The 24,543-nt window shown below is 65.3% G+C and carries 19 protein-coding genes; 6 read left to right on the top strand and 13 right to left on the bottom strand.

Going from position 1 to position 24,543, the window contains the following annotated elements; all coding sequences use genetic code 11:
* Nucleotides 1-11: 11 nt before the first annotated feature.
* From LB518_RS05230 to LB518_RS05210, 5 genes are all read right to left on the bottom strand, one after another.
* The gene (locus LB518_RS05230; RefSeq protein ID WP_224573843.1) at nt 12-1,079 is read right to left on the bottom strand and encodes an ABC transporter ATP-binding protein; all 1,068 of its coding nucleotides are present in this window, start codon (nt 1,077-1,079) and stop codon (nt 12-14) included.
* A gap of 36 nt (nt 1,080-1,115) precedes the next feature.
* Nucleotides 1,116-2,237, bottom strand: a complete 1,122-nt coding sequence (locus tag LB518_RS05225) for an ABC transporter substrate-binding protein (RefSeq protein WP_224573841.1) — start codon at nt 2,235-2,237, stop codon at nt 1,116-1,118.
* A 62-nt stretch (nt 2,238-2,299) separates the two neighbouring features.
* Nucleotides 2,300-3,103: an ABC transporter permease gene (locus tag LB518_RS05220; RefSeq protein WP_224573838.1), complete on the bottom strand. Its 804-nt coding sequence runs from the start codon at nt 3,101-3,103 to the stop codon at nt 2,300-2,302.
* Nucleotides 3,103-4,017 (bottom strand): ABC transporter permease, encoded by a 915-nt coding sequence (locus tag LB518_RS05215; RefSeq protein ID WP_224573836.1) that lies wholly within the window; start codon nt 4,015-4,017, stop codon nt 3,103-3,105. The genes LB518_RS05220 and LB518_RS05215 overlap by 1 nt, the downstream gene beginning before the upstream one ends.
* 31 nt (nt 4,018-4,048) lie before the next feature.
* On the bottom strand, nt 4,049-4,813 hold the full coding sequence (locus tag LB518_RS05210) for an aspartate/glutamate racemase family protein (protein ID WP_224573834.1): 765 nt from the start codon (nt 4,811-4,813) through the stop codon (nt 4,049-4,051).
* A gap of 344 nt (nt 4,814-5,157) precedes the next feature.
* Here LB518_RS05210 and LB518_RS05205 point away from each other — a divergent pair, with 344 nt between their 5' ends.
* Together LB518_RS05205 and LB518_RS05200 are read left to right on the top strand one after the other, a co-directional pair.
* Entirely contained in the window at nt 5,158-6,165 is a 1,008-nt protein-coding gene (locus LB518_RS05205; protein WP_224573830.1) for a nitroreductase family protein, read from the top strand.
* 9 nt (nt 6,166-6,174) lie between these two features.
* Nucleotides 6,175-7,239 (top strand): dipeptidase, encoded by a 1,065-nt coding sequence (locus LB518_RS05200; protein ID WP_224573828.1) that lies wholly within the window; start codon nt 6,175-6,177, stop codon nt 7,237-7,239.
* Nucleotides 7,240-7,268: 29 nt separating this feature from the next.
* On the opposite strand, the gene LB518_RS05195 is transcribed toward LB518_RS05200, so the two are convergent.
* On the bottom strand, nt 7,269-8,165 hold the full coding sequence (locus tag LB518_RS05195; protein ID WP_224573826.1) for an SDR family oxidoreductase: 897 nt from the start codon (nt 8,163-8,165) through the stop codon (nt 7,269-7,271).
* 76 nt (nt 8,166-8,241) lie between these two features.
* Between LB518_RS05195 and LB518_RS05190 the strand changes: the two genes are divergently transcribed.
* The 4 genes from LB518_RS05190 (at nt 8,242) to LB518_RS05175 (ending at nt 12,736) form a co-directional block, all read left to right on the top strand.
* Nucleotides 8,242-9,084: a helix-turn-helix transcriptional regulator gene (locus LB518_RS05190; protein WP_224573824.1), complete on the top strand. Its 843-nt coding sequence runs from the start codon at nt 8,242-8,244 to the stop codon at nt 9,082-9,084.
* A 237-nt stretch (nt 9,085-9,321) separates the two neighbouring features.
* Nucleotides 9,322-9,771, top strand: a complete 450-nt coding sequence (locus tag LB518_RS05185; RefSeq protein ID WP_224573821.1) for a DUF2231 domain-containing protein — start codon at nt 9,322-9,324, stop codon at nt 9,769-9,771.
* Nucleotides 9,768-11,120, top strand: a complete 1,353-nt coding sequence (locus LB518_RS05180; protein ID WP_224573819.1) for a PQQ-dependent sugar dehydrogenase — start codon at nt 9,768-9,770, stop codon at nt 11,118-11,120. Before LB518_RS05185 ends, LB518_RS05180 begins: the two co-directional genes overlap by 4 nt.
* Before the next feature lie 353 nt (nt 11,121-11,473).
* A complete protein-coding gene (locus tag LB518_RS05175; RefSeq protein WP_224573817.1) occupies nt 11,474-12,736 on the top strand; it encodes a cation:proton antiporter in 1,263 nt (420 codons plus the stop codon).
* A 79-nt stretch (nt 12,737-12,815) separates the two neighbouring features.
* Here the strand turns inward: LB518_RS05175 and LB518_RS05170 are convergent, their stop codons facing one another.
* From LB518_RS05170 to LB518_RS05140, 7 genes are read right to left on the bottom strand one after another with little or no spacing between them, the layout of a single operon-like run.
* Complete coding sequence (locus LB518_RS05170; protein WP_224573815.1) at nt 12,816-13,328, bottom strand: LysM peptidoglycan-binding domain-containing protein; 513 nt, start codon at nt 13,326-13,328, stop codon at nt 12,816-12,818.
* Nucleotides 13,329-13,350: 22 nt separating this feature from the next.
* On the bottom strand, nt 13,351-16,527 hold the full coding sequence (locus tag LB518_RS05165; RefSeq protein ID WP_224573813.1) for a DUF6519 domain-containing protein: 3,177 nt from the start codon (nt 16,525-16,527) through the stop codon (nt 13,351-13,353).
* Between the two features lie 24 nt (nt 16,528-16,551).
* On the bottom strand, nt 16,552-18,669 hold the full coding sequence (locus tag LB518_RS05160) for a hypothetical protein (protein WP_224573811.1): 2,118 nt from the start codon (nt 18,667-18,669) through the stop codon (nt 16,552-16,554).
* Complete coding sequence (locus LB518_RS05155) at nt 18,666-21,296, bottom strand: putative baseplate assembly protein (protein WP_224573809.1); 2,631 nt, start codon at nt 21,294-21,296, stop codon at nt 18,666-18,668. Before LB518_RS05155 ends, LB518_RS05160 begins: the two co-directional genes overlap by 4 nt.
* Complete coding sequence (locus LB518_RS05150) at nt 21,293-23,842, bottom strand: putative baseplate assembly protein (protein WP_224573807.1); 2,550 nt, start codon at nt 23,840-23,842, stop codon at nt 21,293-21,295. Before LB518_RS05150 ends, LB518_RS05155 begins: the two co-directional genes overlap by 4 nt.
* Complete coding sequence (locus LB518_RS05145) at nt 23,839-24,207, bottom strand: GPW/gp25 family protein (protein WP_224573805.1); 369 nt, start codon at nt 24,205-24,207, stop codon at nt 23,839-23,841. The genes LB518_RS05150 and LB518_RS05145 overlap by 4 nt, the downstream gene beginning before the upstream one ends.
* 11 nt (nt 24,208-24,218) lie before the next feature.
* Nucleotides 24,219-24,536 (bottom strand): hypothetical protein, encoded by a 318-nt coding sequence (locus LB518_RS05140; protein WP_224573804.1) that lies wholly within the window; start codon nt 24,534-24,536, stop codon nt 24,219-24,221.
* Between the last annotated feature and the right edge of the window lie 7 nt (nt 24,537-24,543).

Below are 24,543 nucleotides of genomic sequence, written 5' to 3'. Positions count from 1 at the left end.
GTGTTTGACGATCAGGCGGTGAGCGCCTCGGACCAGCCGGGATCCCAGCCGATCATGATTTCGGTGCCGGGCGCGAAGCGCTCGACATGCGCCTGGTTCTGCCGTTCGGCGACGATCTCCTGGCTGCCGAGCTTCAGGCGGTAGCGGACAAGCGCGCCTTGATAGGTTTCGCTGAGAACCGTCGCCGCAAGCCGGGGCTCCCCGTCGCCGAGCGCCGCGCCCATCAGGATGTTCTCCGGCCGCACGACCAGCTTCGCCGATGCTCCCGGCTTGAGATCGGCCGCGCCGCGGGCACGCATCTCGCGGCCATCGAGCACGACCACGGCCATGTCGCCCTCGCGGCCCGTCACCGTCACGTCCAGGACGTTGGAGTGGCCGATGAAAGACGTCACGAACAGGGTCTTCGGCCGCTCGTAGATCTCCTGTGGCGAGCCGACCTGCACGATGCGCGATTTCGACATGACGCCAATGCGATCGGACATGGTCAGCGCCTCGTCCTGGTCATGCGTCACATAGACAGTGGTGATGCGGAGCTTCTTCTGGAGATCCTTGATCCAGAACTTCATCTCCTCGCGCAGCCCCTTGTCGAGTGCCGACAACGGCTCGTCGAGGAGCAGGATGCGCGGTTCGGTGACGAGCACGCGGGCCAGCGCGACGCGCTGCTGCTCGCCGCCGGAAAGCTGGCGCTGGTAGCGATCATCATAGCCGGCAAGGCCGACCTGCTTCAGCGCCGCCTCGATGCGGCGGGCGATCTCGGCCTTCGGCAGCTTGCGGAGCTTGAGGCCAAAGGCGATGTTTTCCGCGACATTCATATGCGGGAAGATCGCGTAATTCTGGAACACGATGCCAATGTCCCGCCTTTCAGGCGGCAGCGCCGTGATGTCGTCGCGACCGACGAAGATCTGCCCTGATGTCGGGCGGATGAATCCGGCGATCATGCGCAGCGTCGTCGACTTGCCGCAGCCGGAGGGTCCGAGAAGGGAGAAGAACTCCCCCTCCCCGATTTCGAGATTGACCTCGGAGACGGCGTTCCCCTCGCCATAACTTTTGGTGAGGTTCACAAGGCGGATGTCGGACATGGCTCTTCCGGTTCCGGGATCGATCTATCGGGGCGATCAGCCGGCAAAGATGCCGTTGACGGTCTCGACGATGTCCGCCTCGTTCTCGTTGTAGCTCTTCCAATCCGGCGTCCAGTAACCGGCCGTGGCGTCCGCCGTATTGGTGACGCCCTTCGAGGCGAGGTTCGGCGTGACGACCACGTCCTTGTTGACCGGCCGCTGATAGAACTTCTCGCACATGACGGACTGCAGCTTCTGGTCGAGCGTCAGATTGAGCAGCGCGTAAGCGAGCTTCTTCTGCACAGGCTCCAGATATTTGCTGATGGTCTTGGTCTGGGTAAGGATCGGCTTCTTCTCTTCCCAGAGATAGGGCGCGACCTTTATGCCCCGATCCATCATCTGATAAACCTCGGCATCATGCTGGACGGCCAAGATGACTTCGCCGCGCTCCAAAAGGGTCTGCATATTACCGGTGAAATCGGAGATCTTCATCGGCATGGCCTGCTTCATGGCCTCATAGCCGGCGTCGAGATCATACTGGTCCTTGCCGAACAGCGCGCAGGAGGCGATGAAGAAGTCCATCTGCAGACCGTTCGACGTCACATAGGTGCCGCGCTTCCCAGCGAACTTCTCTTCCCAGAAGTCCTTGAACGTCTTGATCGCCGGATCGACCAGGTCGGTACGATAGGCATAGCAGTAGCGCGTGTAGCTCCAGGTGACGCCGACACCGGTCGCCGTCGCGAAAGGCCAGATATTCTTGGCGTTCGGAACATTGGCGATGACTTCATCCAGCGGCGTGAAGAAATCACCGGCCGCCGCCGTCTTGAACATCTCGCCATAGTTCCAGTTCGCGATCGCGAATGGCGGCTTTTCGGGGCCGCCGGCCACGAATTTCGGGAACCATGGGAAGGAGCTCTCATAGACGATCTTGCAGTTGAAATCCTTCTCGAAGGCGTCGAGCATCTCCTTGCGGACGATCTCCTCCCAGAAGCCGCCCCACTCCGCGATGTTGAGCGTCGCCCCGCCGGCATCGAACACGCCACCCTCATAGACGGCGTCGGCCGACCAGGCATGGTTGATGTTGAAGAGGTTGACGCCGGCGCCCATGGCCGCGAGGCCGGCGGTGCCCTTCAGGAATCCGCGGCGGGTGGCCCCGCCTCCCTTGCTGCTGCTGGTCATTCTTTCCCTGTCCTTTTTCGGTATGAACCGCGGCCGTCATGCGGACGCGGCGGAGCTTGCGATCAGGCGCGGAAGACGCGCCGGAGGCTGACCAGCCGCGATGAGACGACGGTCGAAAGGGCAACGAGGGCGATGGCGAAGATGCCGGCCGCAGCGGCGGTGGGCTCGAATTTGTAGCGAAGCGAAATATACATCGCCATCGGCAGCGGCTCGTGGTTGGGAACCGTCAGGAACAGCGTGGTCTCGAACTGTCCGAACGACACGATGAAGGCGAAGATCGCACCAGCCGAGATGCCCGGAGCGATGAGGCGGAGCGTGATTTTGCGGAAGGCCGTCCAGGGCGAAGCACCGAGGCTGCGCGCCGCTTCCTCGAGCGAGAGGTCGAAGCCGACCATCGAGGCCGTGACGGTGGCGATCACGAAGGGGCATGTGACCAGGACATGGCCGATCAGGAGCCCCGCGAAGGTCCGCGCCAGGCCGATATCCGTCGTGACATAGAAGATGTAGAGCGCGAGGCCGAGAACGACGCCGGGCAGCACGACCGGCAGCATGAAGAAGCCCCGCAGCGCAGCTGCCGCTCCGCTGCGCGATCGCGACAGATAAAGCGAGGCTAGCGTGCCGATCACGGTCGAGATGAGCGTCGCGACCAGCGCCAGGACGAAGCTGTAGACATAGGCGGACATGAACGTCGCCGAACCGAGAAACGCCACCACCCAGCGCAGTGACAGCCCCTTGGGCGGGAAGGTCAGGTAGTCGCCAGCGTTGAGCCCGGCGAGGACGACGATCACGACCGGCAGCAGCAGGACGACGAGCGTCAGCATCGCGACGGCCTTGAACAGCAGGGACACGGCGGCCTCGTCGCGCATCAGGTGCGGCCTCCCGAGGTCCAGACGGCGGCCCGGTGATAGACAAAGACGGCGATAAGGCTGGTCACGAACAGCACGGCCGCAACCGCGGCGCCGAACTGCCAGCGGCCGGATTCGGCAATCTGCTGGTAGATGTGGATCGGCAGCACCACGACCTTCCAGCCGCCCATCAGCGCCGGCACGACATAGGAACTGATCGACAGCGCGAAGACGAGCAGCGACCCGGCGAGAATCCCCGGCATCGAGAGCGGTAACACGATCTGGCGGAACGCTTCCGCCCGCGTCGCGCCGAGGCTCCGCGCGGCTTCCTCGAGCGAGGGATGGATGGCTCGGATGATGCCGATCAGCGACAGCACCATGAAGGGCAGCGTGACTTGGACGAGCCCGACCACCACCCCGAACGTGTTGTACATCAGCGGCAGCGGCTCATGGATCAGGCCGCTCCAGATGAGGGCGCTGTTGATGAGACCGGTATCGCCCATCAGCACCATCAGCCCGTACATGCGGATGACCATGTCGAGCTGCATCGAGGACAGCACCAGGATCATCAGCAGCGTGTTGCGGCCGGGATGCTCGGTCTTGGCGATGAGGAAGGCGAGCGGATAGCCGAGGACCAGGGCAATCGCGGCGACGACGATGCCAATGCCGATCGAGCGCAGGATCGACCTGTAGTAGATCGACCGCGTGAAGATCCGCTCGAAATTATCGAGCGTGAACGCCGTCGTCAGCGTCATGACGCCGGGCACGGTTTTGTTGAACGAGATGGCGAGCAGCGAGACGAGCGGGACGAGAAAGAAGGCGAGGAAGAACAGGAACGCTGGCAACACCAGCCACCACAGCCGAAAGCCACCAAAGGCCTCCGTCACGGAGAAGGCGGGCCGACGCAGAAGGGTTCTGCCTGCGGTCTCGCTCATCGCATTTCGCCCCCGCGCCGCTCGGACATGTTCATTCCGCGGCGATCGCGGAGGGTAGGACGATGTCGTAGCCGGGCATCTCCTTCACCGGCGGTGCGGGATAGGTCAGCTTGCTCTGGCTGAGACCGACCCGGGCGAGCGCCGCCGCAATGGAAACCGCTGTCGGGATCGGGTCGATGACGGGAATGTCGATGCCGCGGGCGAGAAGTCCCTCCTTGACCGCCGCAGCGCAGCCGAGCAGCCCGGTGCAGCCGAAGATGATTGCCTCTGCGCCGTCAGCTTCGACAGCGAGGGCAGCCTGCTCGACGAGGCGCGCCTTTGTTTCCGGCAGATCGTCCTCCAGCGCCAGCACGGGGATGTCGACATGGCGGACAGACGCCAGCTTGCTCGACAGACCATAGACGGCGGCCTCGTTTTCGAACTGAGCCCTGAGACGCCGCATCACCGTGACGACGCTGAAGCGATGCCCGAGCATCGAGGCGAGATGCATCGCGGTTTCGGCCGGACCGAGCACCGGGATCGAGACCACCTCGCGGACGGCACGCAGACCAGGATCGCCCATGCAGTCGATCACGATCGCATCGGCGCCCTCGCCTTCTGCCTCAATCGCCTTGGCGATCGTGCCGGGCGCCGACATGGCGATCTCGTATTCGCTCTCGATCGAGGCCGGACCCCGATCGATCTGGCTGTAGCTGACGACGACGCCGTCATATTCGAGCGCCTTCAGATCGGAAGGTCGCCGAAAGCCCCTCGTGGTGATCGGGGACAGCACCCGCACATCGACTGGAACGCTCATCGCGGCCTCGTTCGTCATCTCGATGCACGAACGGTCGCATCAGCGCGGCAGAGGACCAAGCGTCGTGCGAGATAGGGACGAAACTGATTCGGAGGGTAGGTCCGCGCAACTTTCTGTCGCCTCCCTATCCGTCCGGATAGGAATCACCCTGATGGACGCTTGATTCCATTGCGGTTTCCGCTGGGCGCGACTGCCTGCGCATTACGCCGTGTCCATTTTAAGGGCAGTCCCACCTGCCCGTGCCGTTTGACAGCTCGCCGTCCGACGGGAAACCTCAGTCTCGCCGATACGGCCAGTCGGGCCGCCTCGCGTCGCTTCCTCAAGAGATCGCGGCCGCCTCGCCCATGCCCCCTCGCAAAGCCAATCGCCTCACTGACATCGTTCCCCGCATCCGGCGTCAGGCGTCTCTCCTCCGCAATTTCGCCTATGACTATCGCCGCTTCACGCGCGCCTCGTACCTGAACGGTCCGAGCAGCCGGGAAAACCGCAAGGCGCAGATCCATCTGCTCGCGCATATGATCGAACACGGGCTGTCGCTGCGCGATCCCCGGCCGGCTTTCGGCATGCCGAAGGTCGCCGAGCTCTGTGCGGACACGGCGCGCTATATCGATGATTTCGGCCTCGATGCGAGTACCGAGATCGCAGTCAAGGCTCTCGTCGCCTATGCCGCCTTCAACAAGGCCACGGGCGGGGACATCGGAACGCTCGGCGGTACGATCGCTGGCCTCGAACGGCGGGTCGAAGCGGCACGGGCGGAAATCTTCGGCGGCACCGAAGACGTCCTGGCCGACGAGGTCCGCCAGCGGGCTTCGATGGACTTTCTCGGCTTCATGGATGCGCGCCATAGCGTGCGCCAATATGCCGATCAGCCGGTCGCGCCGCAGGTCATCGAGCGCGCGGTCCGCGCCGCACAGCAAACCCCATCGAGCTGCAATCGGCAGACCTGTCGCGCCTATGTCTTCACCGCAAAGGACGATATCGCCCGCGTTCTCGACTTTCAGGAAGGCCATCGCGGCTTTGGCGAACAGCTCGGCGGGCTGGCCATCGTCACCAGCAATCTCAGCCACTGGTACGCGGTTGGCGAGCGCTATCAGGGCTGGATCGACGGCGGCATGTTCGCGATGACGCTAGCGCTCGGCCTCCACGCCGAAGGCCTCGGCGCCTGCATGCTGAACTGGAGCACTACGCAGGACGTCGACCGTGCCATGCGGGACTTTGTCGGCATTCCCGACGACGAACTCGTCATTACGATGATCGGCTTCGGCCATATGCCGGAGAGCTTCAAGGTGCCCCGCTCGCAGCGCAAGCCGGTCGGCGACGTGCTCCACCTGTCCCCGCCGCTTCCCCGCTGAGGCCTTCGCATGTCACCCCAGCCCGTCGCCGTCTTTGACGGCCACAACGATGTTCTGCTTCGCCTCTATAATGAAGGCGGCGAGGCGGGAATCCGTGCTTTCCTGGAAGGCACGGATGCCGGCCATATCGACCTGCCCCACGCCCGCGCCGGCGGGCTCGCCGGCGGCCTCTTCGCCATCTTCCCACCCTCGCCGATGGCGGCCGACTTCATGGAGGCGATGACCGGCGAGAGCTACGACCTGCCGTTGCCCGACCCGCTCTCGATCACCGAGGGCCAGGCTTCGACGCTCGCGATGGCGTCGATCCTGTTCCGACTGGAGCGGGAATCCAATGGCGACCTCGTGGTCTGCAGAAGCGTCGCAGACATTCGCACCGCGATGCGGAAGGGCGCGCTTGCAGCCGTCATGCACATCGAAGGCGCCGAGGCGATCGGGTCTGACCTCGCTATGCTCGATATCCTGCACGCCGCGGGGCTGCGATCGATCGGACCGGTATGGAGCCGCCACAACCGCTTCGGCCATGGCGTTCCGATGCGCTATCCGTCCTCGCCCGACACGGGACCTGGCCTGACCGATATCGGCTGCGAACTCGTCAAGACCTGCAATCGCCTCGGCATTCTCATCGACCTCTCGCATATTACCGAGCAGGGGTTCTGGGACGTGGCTGCGATCTCGGATGCACCGCTCGTGGCGACCCATTCGAATGTCCACGCGATCGCGCCGGTGTCACGCAATCTGACGGATCGCCAGCTCGATGCCATCCGCGAGCGGAACGGCGTCGTCGGGCTCAATTTCGCAACCGCCTTCCTGCGGCCCGATGGACGCATGCTGGCGGATACGACGCTCGACGTGATGTTGCGCCATCTCGACGCCCTGATCGAGCGGCTCGGAGAAGGCGGCGTCGCTATCGGTTCCGATTATGACGGCGCCGTCGTGCCGGAGGCGCTGTCCGACGTTTCCAAGCTGCCACTGTTCTGGGAACAGCTGCGCAGTGCGGGCTATGGCGAGGCACTCATAGCCCGCATCGCACGAGACAACTGGCTCGACCTTCTCGACCGAACCTGGAAGGCGTGAGATCTCGCCTGCCAGGCGAGGAATTCCGCTCAAGCGGTTGGCAGTTCAAGCCTTTCCAGATCTTCGATGAGGCTCGGACCGATCGGCTCCCAGCCGAGTTGCTGCCGCGTCCAGGCGCTGGAGGCGGGCATGTCGAGCGTGGCGAAATGCGCCAGCCAGCCGAAGAAGTCGGCGGCCTCTTCCGAAGGGATCGATCGGGTCGGCAATCCGAGTCGCCGTCCGACGGTACCGGCGATCTCGCGCATCGCGACGCCCTCTTCCGCCACCGCATGGTATTTCGCGTTCGGCTCGGCCTTCTCGATCGCCAACCGGTAGAGGCGCGCAACGTCGACGACGGGCGCCGCTGGCCAGCGATTGAGGCCGTCTCCGACATAACCGCACACGCCCTTCGCACGATAGGTCGCGATGGCATAGGTGATGAGGCCTTGCGTCACTGGGTCGTGCACCTGAGGCAGCCGCACGACGGAGACGTTGACGCCGTCTGCCGCAACGGCAGCTGCCGCTTCCTCGGTTGCGGCGCGCGGGTTCACGGCCGAACCGACGGTCGCATTGTGTTCCCGGGCCGGCTCACCGGGGACCGTATTGGCGATCGGTGTGCCGGACGTGACGATCAGCGGCCGATCGGATCCGGAAAGGACCGAGCCCAGCGCCGCAATCACGGCGCGGTCATCCTCGCAATTCTGGACGAAGCGCGAGAAATCGTGATTGAACGCAAGGTGGATCACCCCGTCCGATCGCGCCGCGCCATCCTTCAGACTGTCGGGGTCGGCGATCGATCCTCGATAGACTTCGGCGCCCGTCGCGGCCAGAGCTGCAGCCTTGTCGTCGGATCGGCAGAGACCGATCACCTGGTGCCCTGCGGCCATCAGATCCGTCACGACGCGCGAGCCGATATTGCCTGTTGCGCCGGTTACAAAGACACGCATGACCATCTCCCGTTTTGATGAGGACAATATCGGCCACGGCGCTATGGTGGTAAAGGCGGGACATCAAGGTAGTATAATGACTGTCAGCATCAGCGGCCTCGGGGCCGGCAATCAGCTTGGCAACTATCTTCGCGATCGGCGTTCGAAGCTCGACGCCGCGGCACTCGGCTATCCGACCGAGCGGCGGCGCACGTTGGGGCTCAGGCGCGAGGAAGTCGCGCAGCGCGCCAATATCAGCCCGACCTGGTATACCTGCCTCGAGCAAGGGCGCGGCGGCGCGGCATCGTCGGATGTGCTGGACCGGCTGTCGCGCGCCCTCATGTTGACCGACGTCGAGCGCGAGCACCTTTTCCTGCTCGGCCTCGGCCATCCGCCGGAAGTCCGCTATCAGAAGAGCGACAGTGTCACGCCGCGGTTGCAGCGGGTCCTCGATGCGCTCGATCCGAGCCCGGCGGTCATTCGGACCGCTATCTGGGATGTCCTCGCGTGGAACCGCGCCGCGACGGTCCTGCTCGCCGATTATGCGGCGGTTCCGGCCAGCCAGCGCAACATCCTCCGCTTCATCTTTCTCGATCCGCGCTCACGCGCGACACAGTATGACTGGGAAAGCGTGGCGCGCTTCGCCGTTGGCACCTTTCGGGTCGACGCGGCCCGCGCCGGAGCGGCCGAGGATGTGAAGCCGCTCGTCGATGAGCTGTGCCGGGAGAGCCCCGACTTTCAGCGCCTGTGGCAGGAAAACGATCTCCAGGGCCCTCATGGCGAGATCGTGAAACACATCCGCCACGCGGTTCTCGGTGATATCGCCTTCGAATATTCGGCCTTCGCTGTCGACGGACGCAAGGACCTGACGATGGTCATCTATAACCCGGCGACGCCCGCGGACGCGGAACGCATCCAGTCATTGCTGCCGCAAACCTGATCACTCGCGGCGAACGAACCCTGACTGCAGGCGTTGGCCGCTCTGCCGGCGCCGTGGCGCAGCCGTTCCGGCTCAGCAGACGATGCGTCCTGCGCGAACCGCATGAATCTGAACTTTTCGGCCTCCGAGAAGTTAGGGCAGAACGACAGATGAGTCTGCCAGCGGCCTTAAGCCACGAACCGGGACCATCCCTGTCCGGCACCGCCGCAGCAGCAATTTCAAAACGGAGAGCGCGTCATGTCCAGCGCAACCATCTCTGCCGAGCACGTCGCTTGGCCACCCCTTCATCCGTTTCTCGCCTGTATCGTCGCCACCTGCCTGACGAGCGCGATGCTGACGGACATCGCTTATGCCTCGACCGCCGTGATGATGTGGGCCGACTTCTCGGCCTGGCTGATCAGCGCTGGAACGATCCTCGCCTGGCTCTTCGGGCTCGTCGGACTCATCGAATTCGGCGTGAGGCCGGCCCTCCGGACGCGACATCACGTGCTTCCCTATGCAATCGGCAATCTCGTCGTCATCGTGCTCGCCACCATCAACATGTTGATACACACCCGCGACGCCTGGACCTCCGTGGTCCCGACCGGCCTCGTGCTTTCGATCCTGACGGTCGTGACCCTTCTTGCGACGGCATGGTTCGCGGTCTCCGTTGTCTCCTCCGACCGTGTGGAGGTCATTCGGTCATGAAACGCTCAGCTTCCCTCACTCTGGCTGCCGCGGCAGCCATCGCCCTATCGACCGCCACAGCGCTGCAGGCGCAGGACATCGGTGATCCGCAGGCTCAGGTCGGCCCCAATCCCCCGCTGCCCGAACCGCATCAATCGCTTTTTCCGACGATGCATCTCGCCGATGTCGTCGGCTGGAAGAATGGCGAGACGCCCTCGGTTCCCCAGGGACTTCACGTCGCGGCGCTCGCGACTGGCCTTCAGCACCCGCGGTCGGTCTATGTCCTGCCGAATGGCGATGTGCTCGTAATCGAATCCAAGGCGCCTGGAACCGAGCCGGTGAAGCGTCCGAAGGACATCGTCATGAGCTGGATTGAATCGTGGGTCACCTCGGGCGGCGATGCCGGTCCCAGCAACCGGATCACGCTGCTGCGCGATGCGGATGGCGACGGCAAACCCGAGACGCGGACGGTCTTCCTCGACCACCTCAACTCGCCCTTCGGCGTCGCCTTGGTCGGCAATGACCTCTATGTCGCAAATACCGACGCGATCGTCCGCTATCCCTATACGACCGGCGAGAACACGATCACCGCGCCCCGCACTGTGTTGACGCCGCTTCCAGGCGGCCCGATAGACCACCACTGGACGAAGAGCCTCGTCGCCACGCCCGATGGCAGCAAGCTTTATGTCGGCGTGGGGTCAAACAGCAACATTACGGAAAACGGCCTTCAGGCCGAGAAAAACCGCGCGGACATCCTTGAGGTTGACCGTGCGAGCGGGCGTTGGCGGATTTTCGCGAGCGGGCTGCGCAACCCGAACGGACTGAGTTGGGAACCGACCACGCAGGCGCTCTGGGCAGTCGTGAACGAGCGCGACGAACTCGGGCCGGATCTTGTTCCGGACTACATGACCTCCGTCAAGGATGGCGGGTTCTATGGCTGGCCGTACAGTTATTGGGGCCGCCATGTCGACCCGCGGGTCAAGCCACAGCGGCCGGATCTCGTCGAGAAGGCCATCATGCCTGACTATTCGCTCGGGTCGCATGTCGCGCCGCTCGGCCTCGCTTTCTACACAGCGGACGCCCTTCCGGCGCAATACCGGGATGGTGCCTTCGTCGGCGAACACGGCAGCTGGAACCGCGATCACTTCAATGGATACAAGGTCGTGTTCGTGCCCTTCTCGAACGGCATGCCGAGCGCCAAGGCAGAAGATGTCGTCACCGGTTTCCTGACCGATGACGGCAAGGCGCATGGCCGGCCGGTTGGACTGGCGGTCGACCGCTCAGGCGCGCTGCTCATCGCTGACGATGTCGGAAACACAGTATGGCGTGTGACCGGCGCGCCGGCCCGCGTCGGCGCCGCTCAATTATAGCTGAAGGCGGAGCCGCATCGCCTGGTTGCAGAAGCTTCATACCGTGTCAGATGATCCGATGCGATCAGCACGCCGAAGATGAGCAGCCAGGCCGCGGAACCGATGCGGAGGTCGCAGGGCGCACCGCTCGGCGTTCCCAAGCTATACTCCAGGGTTCAATGACTTGCTGCAGACCTCGATCGAGCCACCCCTGGGAAGGAATGTTCCGAGGGGACGCCCCGCGCCTCATTTCACTGTGAGGAAATCAAAACTGACTCCGCCGGCTTGCTGAAGTAAGCCCGTCCTGAGCCGTCTTGTGCGGTTTCCTGTCGACCGTTGCTTCGGTACCCGGTCGCCGAACCTTTGGCCGATCGATGCTTTCGCTATCCCAGCTTCTCGCGATACTGCTGACGGCTACCGCCACGTTCGCGTGGGTCAACCATCGCTTCATTCGTCTTCCCGAGAGCATCGGTCTGCTGGCCCTGGGCGTCGGCGCGTCGCTTTTGCTCATTGTGACACGGCACCTCTTCCCCGGACTTGGGATTGATGCAGCTCTCACGAAGAGCCTCCGCCAGATCGACTTCTACGATGCCGTCATGCACGGGATGCTGGGTTTCCTGCTCTTCGCAGCCGCTCTCAACGTCGACATCTCCCGCCTGAAGCGCCGCCTTTCGGTTGTCGGAGCGCTTGCCACGATCGGCACAGCCATCTCCACAATCATCATCGCTGTCGGACTTTGGCTGGCTACGAAGGCTTTGGGCGCACCGATCGGATTTGCCTGGGCGCTCGTGTTCGGGGCGCTGATCGCGCCGACTGATCCGGTGGCCGTGCTGTCGACGTTGCGCTCAGTCAAGGTTCCTGCGGCGCTCGAGACAGACATGTCGGGCGAAGCGCTGCTCAATGATGGCATCGCTGTGGTTCTGTTCGCCGTGTTGGTGCAGTTCGCCGGCGGCGAGAGCAACCCGAATGCGGTCGAGATTGCGGAGTTGTTGGTTCTGGAGGCCTTCGGCGGGGCGCTTCTCGGCCTCTGCACCGGCTATATCGCCTATCGCGCGATCCGTTCCATCGATGATTACTCCATCGAGGTCATGATCTCCCTCGCCCTTGTGACTGCGACTTACGCCGCCGCCGACGCCCTTCATATGAGCGGGCCTATCTCGGTTGTCGTCGCTGGCGTCCTGATCGGCAATCGCGGTGCCGAGCATGCGATGAGCGAGGTCACGAAGCGCTATGTCTTCGGTTTCTGGCGGCTGGTGGACGATATCCTGAACGCCGTGCTGTTTCTGCTTATCGGCCTCGAGATAGCCGTCCTGCCCATCGATCCGGGCTTCGGCTTGATTGCGCTCGTCGCCGTGCCGATCGTTCTTGCGGCGCGTTTCGTGTCCGTGGCCGGGTCCGTATTGCTGCTCTCGCGCTGGCAGTCCTTCGCTCGCGGCACGATTGCGGTGCTCACATGGGGCGGCGTGCGCGGTGGCATCTCGGTGGCGCTCGTCCTCTCCCTCGAGGACAGCCCTGCCCGCGTCCCGCTGCTGGCCGCCACCTACGCGGTCGTCCTCTTCACCATCCTCGTCCAGGGTCTGACGCTGGGTCACGTGATCCGCAAGACCATCGAACCCGAAGAAAACGGACATTCCTGAGCGCGGAAGGGATCGCCGCTTGTCGATCGGGGCCCGCGCCGATCATAACACCTGACGCAACTCCGAGCTTCAGCCGTTGTCAGCCGAGCAATTTGTCGAGCTTCTCGATCGAGGCCCTCGCGGCTTCGTGCATGTTGGTGAGCGCCCCCTCCAGCGCCTTGTCGGCCGCCGCATCCTCGGCGATCGCCTTGTTGGCGAGCTCCGCTTTGCCACCGAGTTCCTGATCGCTTTTCAGTGCCCGTTTGAAGGCATCGGATGTGAAGGCCTCCGCGAGTTCGGCGCGCTCCGCCTCGCGGCTTCGGAGGTCGGCGGCGACCTGGCGCAGCGTGTCCTTGATGGCAGCCTCGAACTGGCTGTTCAGCATGCTCGCTGGATCGGATTTGGCTGGCTTGGTCGCTGCCGGCTTGATGCCTGGCGCGTCCGGCACCAGCACCACCGTTCCGGGCTTGATCCTGCCGGCGCTGAGTTCGGGGTTGAGATCGCGAATGCGCTTGAGCGTCGCCTCGTTCTGGGCCTTGCTCACGCGGCCGTCGATCAATTCGGCACGGATATCCGCCAGTGTCTGGCCCGACTTCACGATGAAGGTGCGCATCGCTCTCTCCTTGATGGACGCGTCAGAAGCGCAGATTGAGGGGCACGAACGGCCCCGGCACATTGGTGATGACGCCGCTCGTGATATTGCCCACGACTGTCGCGACCTTCGCCTCCAGGCGGATCGACGCCTCGCCACCGTCGACATGGTTGTTTGAGACCACGGCCGTCTGGGCGCGAAGCGCGACCGCCTCCTTCTGATTGAGACGCGCCTCGACCCGGTTGCCACCGAAGAGGCAGTGATGCGCGCTGATCTCCACCGCGAGCTGGTTTCCGCGTGAAATGAACGTATTTCCGAGCACTGAGCCGCTCGGACGCCTGTCATCGGCCACCGCGAGATCCGCAACGAAAGCCTCGCCGGCGGCACTGAGGACCAGGGCGCGACCGTTCTGCAGGTTGACGGTTGTGAAGGTCCCGACCGTGCTGGCGACCTCGCCGCCATCCTGAATGAAGAGCGCCACCCAGTTACCGCCCCCTTCCTGGTTGAGAATTCGGGCATCGCGCTCGATACGGTTGTGCTGAACCTCGAATTCGCGCAGCGGCGCCGAGAAGACGATGCCGCCAGTGCGGCCGAGCGCGTCCCCCGTCGGACCGATCGCGATCGCCTCGTTGTCGCGCACCCTGGCGCGCTCGACGGCCACGGTGAGCACCCCAGTGCGCAGGCGCGCGGTCTCGCTCAGCGTGCCGACAGCGCGAAGTGTATTGCCGGCGATGTTGGCCGAAAGGGCCCGCACCACGGAAATACCGCTGACGGTTCCGCCCTCGCCGCGCTGGCGCATGTCGATATCGCGCAGATGGTTGTTCTCGATCGACATGGCGCCGCCATCGGAATGGCCGATCGCGAGGATACCGTTGCCGCAGGCGGCGATGATGTTGAGCTTGATCATCAGATCGCGCACCGGCGCCGATACACGGATGCCGGCCTCGCCATAGCCGTCGATCTGGTTCGCCAGAATTTGCGCCATTGCAGTGCCGGCTCGTGCCAGCCCGCGCTCGATCGCGATTCCGGCCGTGTCGCTATTTTCGGCGCCATTGCGCAGCTTGTTGTCCTTGATCCACAGGCCTTCGCAGGAGGAGCGGATGCCGGCGCCGGAGGCGGAGATGAAGTTGTCGGCAATCGTCATCTGCGAACCGGCGAGCCCGACCCCGAGCGTGCTGATCGCAGCGACGGTGGATGCCAAAGCGTGGTTACCGGTAATGTCGGTCGCAAACATGTGCAGCACACGCCCGTCGAGAGCGATGGACCGCCGGCTGCAGAGGAAAAGGTTATCGCGGATGGAGAGCGCGGCCGCCAGCAACATCGGCTCCTGCGCATCCTGATCGCGCGGCGCGGTCGGGTCGTTGGCCAGCACGCCGATTTCGGAGAACACGATATTGTCGTGGATCGCAGCCTCGATCAGCGCGCCCTCCAGCGCGATGGCGGAACTGCGGCTGTCGCCGGTCACATCGAGCGCGACGACGATGAGATTGCGCAACGACAGTCGCGCCGCCGATTGCACTGTGATGGTCGGTCGGTTGCCGACCGAGAGCATTGCGAGGTCTTCGACCCCGACAGCGATCGAGTTCTGGATGAGGAAGGCGCCGCTGGCGGACGCCAGGACCGTGGCCGGCCCCTGCCCCTTGACCAGCACCGACCGGACGCCGCTCAACCGCACAGGTTCGCGCAGCGGAAACTGGCCGGGACCGATGCAGACGGTGCCGCCGGTCTCGGCGGCGCGGTTGACGCCATCCTGGATGGTGAAGCTGCCGTCGGCATGCGAGGCCTCGGTGACGCAGGCGGTGCAGCTGCAATCATGGCCCTCGCCGCCCTCGGGCGGCCAGTGGTTGCGGCAATCGGTGACGGTCGCGGCGCCAACGTCCCAGATGCCGAGCCTTGCATAGTGATGGTGAATGCCGCGCGGCGGCGCTGCGTCGAGGATTTCGACCGCGGCGTCGGCTGTGCGGGCGGCGAACACCCAGTAATCGCCCGGCTTGAAGCCGCGCTCGCCAGTGCTGGCAAAGCGGACCGTGACGCCATTTTCAAGGAGCAAGGTCGTGTTGGCAGCGGGTATCGCGATGACGCCCGCCGAGCCGGCGGCGTCGAGATCCTGCACCTCAACCGTGGTCCCGTTCGGGCCGGTGCGGAAGATGCGCCGCGCCTGGTCCCAGCGCCGGACCCGCAGGTTGCGGGCATCGGGAAAATCGTTGTTGGGGAAGTTGCCGGGCAGCATCGCGGCCGGCAAGGCCGGGGCGAACTGCAGCCGCCGCGTGTCGGGATCGACCGTCACCTTGCGCATCTCGCCCGCGACTTGCGCGAATTCCCGCGCGTCGTCGATGATTTCCACCCAGTCGCCGGTCTTGATCGAGAGAACATCGTCGCGGCCGAGGGTTTCCAGCTGCAGCTCCGTGGCAGAGATCATGCTGGCGACGCGGCTACCGACGCTGGCATTCTCGCGCGACCATTTGAAGGTGGCGCCGGCACCGGGCTGGCCGCCATCGTGAACCTCGACGCGGTAGAGCTGGTTTTCAAGACCGCGATAGCCGCCGGTTGGCGGCAATTCGCAGGGATCGTCGACCGGCGCGACCTCGAAGGTGCCCGTCGTCAGGACGCCGGTCGATGGCGCAATGATGTCGTCCCAGCCCGGCACGGCTTCGTCCGGCGTGGCGCAGGTCGTCGCGGTGCCGACATCGGCCGTGACACGCACCTGCCAGACTGTCTGCAGCCGCGATGTCGTCTCGACGCCGATGGCAGTTTCGACAAGCTCAGGGCGCTCCAGATGGGTGACTTCGCGGTTCCACACATCGAGATAGACGAGGTGCCGGCCCGCGGTCGGCAGCGCTGGAGCCGCGGGAAGGTAAGGCTGTGCGGCATAGGCAATCGGACCGGCGAATTGCGGTTCGCCCATCAGCGGGTCGAAGAGCCGGTCAGCAGCGGCAGGCGACACAGCGCCATGGTTCTCGGCCAGGAGGCCGTCGACATAGAGTCGGCCCTTGCCGATGAGAGGTCCGGCACCGGAGAGGGTGATTTCGAACGCATCCGGCGTCGTCGCTGACACTCGTGACCGACCCAGCACATCACTGGCGAGCGCACGCAGCCGGCGATCGAGGATCGCCGTCAGCTCGTTGGCGTCGGCATCCAGCATGACCGCGCCTTGCTTCAGCTCCACGCCGGCAAAGTCGAGCAGCGGATCGAGCCGAACCCTTGAGAAGTCATTCGCCATGGTCGTACTCCTGAAGCTCTTGGTTCAGCTTGCGTAGAAGAAACCCGCTCTCAATCCGAAGCGGAGATATTCCTCGAGCCTGATGCGCAGATTGGTCTCGCGCTGCGGCTGGAACAGCGCGTGCAGCACGCCCATTTCGCTGTCGTTCTCCGCTCCGGAACGGATCGATGGATCGGTGACGCGGCGAAGCTGCCCATAGGCAGGTTCGCCGTAACGCAAGGATGTGAAATGCGGCAGCACGCCCGGATGCGCTTCGTCCGGCACGCAGCGATAGCGCCGTGGCGTGATTGACCCGGTCGGCACATAGGAGAACCGCATGCAGCCTTCCTGCCGGCGATCTGCCAGCACGGGCGCTGCCCAGGTCCCGCCGGGCGGCTCGCCCAGCCGGGAGAAGAAGATCGAGTTCGATGCCAGCTCGATCCGTCGGGCGCGAACCTTGCCGACGATCGTGCATTCCTTCGCGGTCAGCGTGCCGCCGGGCTCATCGTCGGCCAGCCCGGCGAAGGCGATCGCCTCGGCGGAGCCGGCATCGACGATGCAGTCCTCGAGGCTGATTTCGGCATCGTCATCGATGCGGATCGGCCCGGTGATGCAACGCACCAACGTGACATTCGCGAATGGGTGCTCGACGACAAGGCTCGGAGCGCCCGGCGAGAGCGCCGAGCCGTCCGTCTCAAGGCGCAGGCCCGGAACCAGCGTGCAGTCGCGCAGCACCAGCTCCACCGGCTCGCTGCCGGCCAGCGCCGGCAGGCGCAGCGCGCCGCCGGAAATGACGAGGCCATCGAGGACGAGGCGGCCGCGCGCACCGATGTCGAGCGTTATCTCGCTTCCTGAGGCAATCAGCGGACGCGCGCCATCCTTGGCGGCGATGACCACCTCGTGCGAGGGCAGCGCTTCGTCGCTTTCCCCGTCGACGCCGAACACAGGTGTTCCGGAATAAGTCAGGCTGTCCTCGATCAAGAGGCGCCCTCCTCCCGTGATGGCATCGAGCTCCGGCTGCAGCGCGGCGCCGCCGTTCACTGTGCGCTGCAGCGGCAGGTCGGCGCCCGCCGGATCGCGCTCATACTCGCCGCCGCCGAATGGGCGCGTTGAGCCATAGTGGAATGTCGCCAGCAGCGGGCCATCGGCGGGCTCGCCCAGCAGCACGCGCCCGCGCTCCGGGTCGACACCGATCGAGCCGGGCAGGACCGCCGCCTCATGGTTCCAGCCGGCAAAGACCCCGCCGCCATCGAACACGTCGCGAAGGTCGCAGATGCGGATATCGTTCACGGACACGGCGCCGGGCTGACCAACGCGGGACAGCACGAAACTCTCGCCCGCGCCGTAATCATCGTCGCCGGCCTCGTCTGGCGGGATGATGGTACCAGCCTGCGCCGCCTTCACGCCGAGCGCGGCCAGCCGCACCGTGAGCGGTTCCGGCACGTTGATCGGCTCGGCGAGGTGGCCGATGTCGTCTTCGGTCAGGCCATGGCGGAACAGCTTCATATCGGCGCCGAGCGGATTGAAGCGGAAGCGCCGGCCGCTGGCGTCTGCCGGGTCGGGCGTCAACGGAATGCCACTCAGCCGGAGCGGCACGAGGCGCCACAGGAAGATGCCGATATTAGGGATGTTGTAGCGTCCAGAACCCCCTTCCGGCGCCCGCATCTCCGCCGTATGGGCGAAGCTGTCGAACGCGCCGCCGACACGGAACGTCGCCGCCGTGTCGCGCAGATCGGCGCTCGCCCTCGCATGAAGACGCGGATGCTTCATGTATTGCGTCGTCGCAAGCAACTCGAAGAACTCGACGGCACGGGCCGGCCAGCCGGTGACGTCGCCGGCCAGTTGCTCCAGCATCAGCGCCGTGCCCTTGCGGCGGCGATAGGCGATGGTATTGGCGACCTCGGCACGCGGCGAGGCAACGTTGGGCGCAACCCCGTGCAACGGCCGGTAGCCGATCAGCGCGCCGATATAGGGCGCCACCCAGTCGGCACAGGTCTCGATGAACTGGTCATCATAGAGCTGCTCGACATTCTCCTCGAGCGCGGCGAATTGCTCGGCCATCGCGCCGATCAGCGCGCGCAGCGGCCCGCCTTCCGCCTCGTCCCGGATCCGATAGATCGCGGGCAGAAGCGTATAAAGTCGTTCAGCCGTCAGCGATGTCATGGCATCTCCTCCAGCAAGTCGAGCGGCCCTGCAGCGAGGGTCAGCAGTTCCGAGGGTCTGGCGGTGCCGTTCTCGACCCGCATGCGCGAGGCAAGCAGCCGCACCTGCTCCGAAACCGCCGTCTGTTCGACGGGCCGCGTGCCGCCATAGAGCCGCGTCAGGTCGAGCGCCACGACGCCAGGAACCTTCTGGACCACGGTGATGACGTCGGATTGCTGCACAGGCTGGCTGAGCTGGCGCTCGGCGAAGGAATAGCGCGCGCGCAGCGCCGCTTCGACCGAGGCCAAGACGCGCGCCGCTTCGAAGGCGGGATCACATTTGACGCGCAGACCGAGGCGGAACGTACTCGCCTGATAGGGCAGCAAGGCCACCTGGACATGGGGGTCGCCGCTGGCGCGCAGCGCGCCGAGAAGGTTCTGCCAGACCGGGCTCGCTTCCGTCAGTGCCGCTCCGTCGGGCGCTGCCAGCGTGATGGCGACCATCCGGCCGTTGCGTGTGTTCAGGACCGCCGCCTGCGCTTTGGTGATGCCGGAGAAGGCGCGCGCGAAGTCTTCATAATCGAGCACGGAGACGACGCGGCCGAGCGTGCGCGTCGTCAGGGGGATAGTGCGGCGCGCGGCGCTTTCATCTTCCGGGTCGGTGCCGCCCTCTGCCGCCAGCGGATTGGCGACGCTCTTGAGGCCGAGCGGCCTGCTGACCAGTTGAGTGAGACGGCCGGCGGCGACATTGCCCTCCCCGCCGAGGCCCTTGCGATAGGTTGCCCGCACATTGTTGACGCCGCTTGGAAGCCGGGCGCCGCTGGCGCCGTCGCCGAAGTCGACGAAGAGCCGCTCCTTCTCGTCAAAGGCGAGCGCATAGGCCTTGGCTGTCGGACCCGCGGCATAGAGCGAGCGCCGCTCGTTCCATTTGACATCGCCGATCCGCACCGTGAGTTCGGCGGCAGCGCCCGTCTCGCTGGCCGTCGCCCGGTAGGTCAAGGGCAGTTGCTTCAGTTCGAAGCGCTGGAAGCTCTGGCTGCCATCGCCGGAGCCCAGCACCTGCGTCACAGTCTCGCCATGCGAGGCCCCCGCCACATTGGCATGCACGACGATGCTGTCGCGGCGCAGCGTTGATGGCAATGACGGGGAGATCTCGAGTTCGCACCGGGCCGCATCGACCGGGTGGACAGCAACGAGGCTCGCCTGCATCGTCGTCAAAGCGCCGTCGCTCGCACGCGCGCCTTTCACGATCAGCTTGCGGCCGGCGACCAGCCCGTCCGCGGCGATATTGGCTGGAATGCGGTTGCCCGACACGGCCGTCGTGACCGGACGGAACGCGAGCGGCAACAGCTCTGACTTGCCGAAGACCGTCGTTTGGCGGACGGCGTTGAAGAACACACTGAGGAGGTTTTCGCCTTCGACATTCAGGCGGGTCACCTTCGCCGACATGGCGAAGTCAACGCGCGACAGCTCGCTCGTGCTGCCAACGCGGTAGAGTTCCACATAGGTCCCGCTTGGGTAATTCTCGTCCGGCCGGTTGTAATTGCCCTTGGCCAATACGACGAGGCTGCGCTCCGCGACGTTGCCCGGCTTGTCGGCGGTGATATCGCCATAGACGCTATCGAGATCGACGGAGCCGCCGCTCGTATCGTCGGCATTGTGCTCGCCGTTGATGTGGAAGTGGCTCCAGGCTCCGCCCGAACCCTCGATGAACTTCGGATCCGGCGCGTTGTGGCCGAAGATCGCAGCGCGCTTGCGCAAGGCGTAGACGAATGGCAACGCGGACGGCGCGCTAGCAGGATTGGTTGCGCCAAGTCCGCGCGCCCAGGCAATCCGGGTCCGGTCATTGGCCGCGTCAGGCTCGACGGATGTGAGGATACGCAGATCCCAGCGGTCACTGCCGGCGTTCTGGAAGAACTCCGTCCCCACCAGCACCACCGCATCGCCCGGTTTCAGATGGGTCGCAGCGCCGGCCAGCCATGCTTCGCTCTCGCCGCTCGCAGGAACATGCGCCTCGCTGGTCCAGGGCTGGATCGCGTTCCAAGCCGGGCGCGCTTCGGCGAGTTCCTCCACAGTCTCGAAGGTCTGCGGCTTTTCGTCGGGACCGGGGATGCTCTGCACCTTGAGCCCGAGCGGCAGGCTGATGGCGGCCGGCATGCCGGTGACGAAATTACCGGGATCATTGCCGATACCGGCCGGTGGCGACGGCGGGGTCTCGACCGCGAAAGCGAGCCAGGTCTCGGCGGCGACGCCTGGGCGGAGGCGATAGCCGACGAGCCTGCCCATTTCCTGCATCGAGATGCGTTCGGTCGCGGTCTCGAGCCAGGATTCGTTGGCAATGCGCTCCTGATAGAACGTCAAAACATCGGCCGCGCAGGCAAACGCATCGATCAGGCCGATGGTGAAATCGTCCTCGTCGCGTGTGTGGAGTGCCCGGAGCGGCGTCCAGGCCGACGAGGAGAGCGCCGCCTGCAGGCCGGCACGGAAGTCGCCATATTCTCCAACGCGATAGGAGACCTCTGAAAGGCCGCCACGATTGAAGATCTCGAGCGGCGTCGTCGCCTCGACACCCTCGCAGCACCCGCAGCAATCGCTGCCCGGCGCGGGCGGAGGAACGTGCGGCTTCAGATCCGGCAATGGAGTGGTCATTTGCCACCTCCCGCTTCGACGGTCAGCCTGCCGCGCTCGCGGAAGTTCGGGTTGTTGGCAAGCTGGGCGATTTCGAGTCCCCCGATCGTGACGACGCCCTCCTCAAGCGAGAGCGGGTCTGGGTCGACCATGCGCCGGAAGCGATCGACGCGGACGGAATCGACCCCCTCCACCGTCTGGGCGGCAGCGATCACCCCGCTCAGATAGACGGGCTCGCCGAAGGAGAACCGGTCGGGATGGAAATGGCCAAGCTCGCCGCTGGGCTGAACGCCACTGGAGAGCGCGACTTCGACGGCGCGGCGCACATCGCCCCGGAAATAGTCCGGTTTGACGCAGACATGGAGTTCCACGTCCAGCGGCACATAGCGCGGCGCGGTGACGTCGAGGTCGTAGCCAGCCATCCGGAAGCGCTCGAGATGGCGGCGAAGTCGCGCCGCATAGGTCGCGTCGATATCGCCGCCGCCGAAGCGGTCGGGCGTGACGAAGACGGTGTGCCAGCTGCCGGTCCAGCGGAAGCTGGCCGCGGCGCGCTGGACGTCCGGGCGCCGCTCGGCGGCGGCAGCGTAATCGGCGGCTGTGACGGCCCGCTCCTGCGTCCGGAAGGCTTCGGGCGCATCCCGGCGCACGACCTCGACATCTTCAGGATCCACACCGCCAGCCGCCGGCAGGGGATTGCGCACGCTGGTGACGAAACCGGCGGCAGCGCTGACGACATGGGCGATCGCCTCGGCACCGACATTGCCGGCGGCGCCGTTGCCGACGCGGTAGGTTGCCGTGAAGGCGGTTTCGGGATCCGGCCGCTTGCCACGCTCGTCATTGCCGAAGCGCAGCCGCGCGCGCCCGCCATCCTCCATCTCGGCCACGAAATCGGTGGCGCTGCTCTGACTCGACATCAGATCGCGACAGGCTGTCCAGTCGTCGCTGACGAGGCCGAGCGTCCCGGTGAGTTCGGAAATGAGAGGGGTCGCGGCCCGGGGGTCGATCTCGAGAAGCGACGTCGCAGGCCAGAATGGCCTGTTCGCGGCCATCGGCAACAATGCGTCGATGGCGAAGCCATGCGCGAGCGGGGCCTCGGCCAGCGCCGGGCGATATCGGGGCGGCACCATGCGCCGTTCCTGCCGGTCGCAGCTGCACCCCTCTGCCGATGCCGAGACGAGCGCCATGGTCTCGCGCGGCACAGCGCCGAGATCCTCACCGACAATGGTTCGACCGTGGTCGACGATGACAATGTTACCGCGCGCCACCGAGATTTCGAGGCCGGGCCGTTCGAGAACGGAGAAGCAAAGCGCGAAAGGAAGCGCGTCGGCGGGATCCCAACCGATCTCGGTGACCGCGACCGCCTGATCAACCGGCGGATCCTCGAAGAGCCCGCCTGACGGGTCTTCCGACCCCTCGACCCGGGTCAGTCTCACCGCGCATCGATGGGCCCGATCCGCATCGCCCTCGATGAATGTCGTCGGACTCACAACCTCCTCGAAGATCAGAATATCGCCGGGGCGAAGCAGTTCAGAGAGGTCGCCGCGCAAGGTGGCGAATGTGGCGCCGCGTGGCAGGCAGCATCCGCCATCGCCCCAGGCATAGAAGGACAGCGTCTCCAGCCGCTCGTCGAGCCGGTCGGCTCGGTGCGCTGTCTCGAACACCAGAGCGCCCGCCATGAGCGCGTCGCGATGCTCTGGACCGTCAGGCGTGACGATCGTCGCGAGGTCAGGGATACGGGTCAGAAGCTGTGTGCCCTTTTCGAGCTGACGCAGCGCGCCATTGACGTTGACCTGGACGAAGGCGCGGGCGTTGCAGCCCTCATGCATCGGATAATCGACCAGACGGGCGTGGCGGCGCACCGAGATGCGCTGGCGCGCGGTGGCGAGATACGCCTCGTTGGCGATCGCGTCCTGCCGGTAGGAGAGATTGTCGGCGGCATAGGCGAGCAGCTCTACCAAAGTGACGCCGAGATCAGCCGCCGAGCGCTCGGTCCAGCCTGGGATCAGCAGAGCAAGGCGATCCAGCATCAGGCGACGGAAGCCCTGATAGTCCTTTGCCAGATAGTCGATCTGTGGGTTCGGCAGGACTTCTGGGGCGCAGACAGTCGTGTCGGCGCAATCGAAATCCGCAGGACACTCGACCTTGAACGAGAATTCGATCGATGCGAGGCGCGGATCGAAATCGGGGTGCGGCAGCTCGCTGCCGAGCCCGCTGACGATGCTGAGGGTATATTGCGAGAAGTCGCCGGCGCTGTCGGTGCGCACGACCAATGTCAGGTTCGGCTCGGAGACGCTGTCGGCAAGTCCTGCCTCCGCCTCCGCAGGGAGCGCGCTGGCTGGCGCGCACCAGAGGATGCCGACCTCCGGAATGCGTTCACCGCCGCTGATCGTCAGGTTCGCCGGATTGAGCGCGAAGCCGCTGCGGAGCAGCCGCACGAACAGTGTCTGCTGGCGCGGCGCGCCCGGCGGTGCCGCGCGATCGAGCACCTCGACAAAATCGATGCCGTTGGCTGACCCGAGATTGCGGATGACGTCCAGTCGCCGCTGATCGCAGCAATGATAGATCATCGCGCGCCTCCCGGAGCCGTGAAGCTCGCCTGGTGGAGCGACTGGTCGAGAAGGACCGCATAGCTGACATCGATGCGCAGCGCGGCGTCGTCATTGATCACCTCGACCGCCTGAACCGCGATGAGATGCGCCAGATGCAGTTGCAGCGAGCTCTGAACCAGCATCTGCGTCGCCGCTGCCAGCGCACTGCTATTGGGTTCGAAGACCAACGCCAGCAGCCCAGCCCCGAAATCCGGGCGCATGACGCGCTCGCCGGGCGCGGTGAACAGCACCTGCTCGATCAGGTCGCGAATGTGTTCGTCCCGGTCCGTGACGGCGGTGCGCCCGAGGCTGGAGAAGCGATAGGGATAGTCGAGCGTCTGCATGGCCCGCCTCCTCACGTCGCCAGGACGCGGGTCTGCGCCACGACCGGCATCATCGGCGCGCCGGTCGGAATGCAGGTGGATGATCCGGTCATCGTGGCGACCGGCACGCCGCCGGCCATCACGCGGACTGCGCCGACCAGCCACTGGCCGGTGACGCAGGGCGGCGATGGCACCGCAGCGAGCGTGCAGCCCGCCACAGCATAGGGCGAGGCGATCGTCACGGCTGGCTGGCCCGACAACAGGACCCGGGGGAATGGCGACAGCGGCGTCGCCTGCCCGGCATGGCTGCAGAGGACCGTGGCGCCGAGATGCAGGATGGGTGCTGGCATGGCTTAT

Source organism: Mesorhizobium sp. BR1-1-16, from assembly GCF_020165495.1.
GTDB lineage: Bacteria > Pseudomonadota > Alphaproteobacteria > Rhizobiales > Kaistiaceae > Kaistia.
The sequence above is the reverse complement of the archived record's forward strand: the minus strand, read 5'-3'. Positions and strand labels throughout refer to the sequence as shown.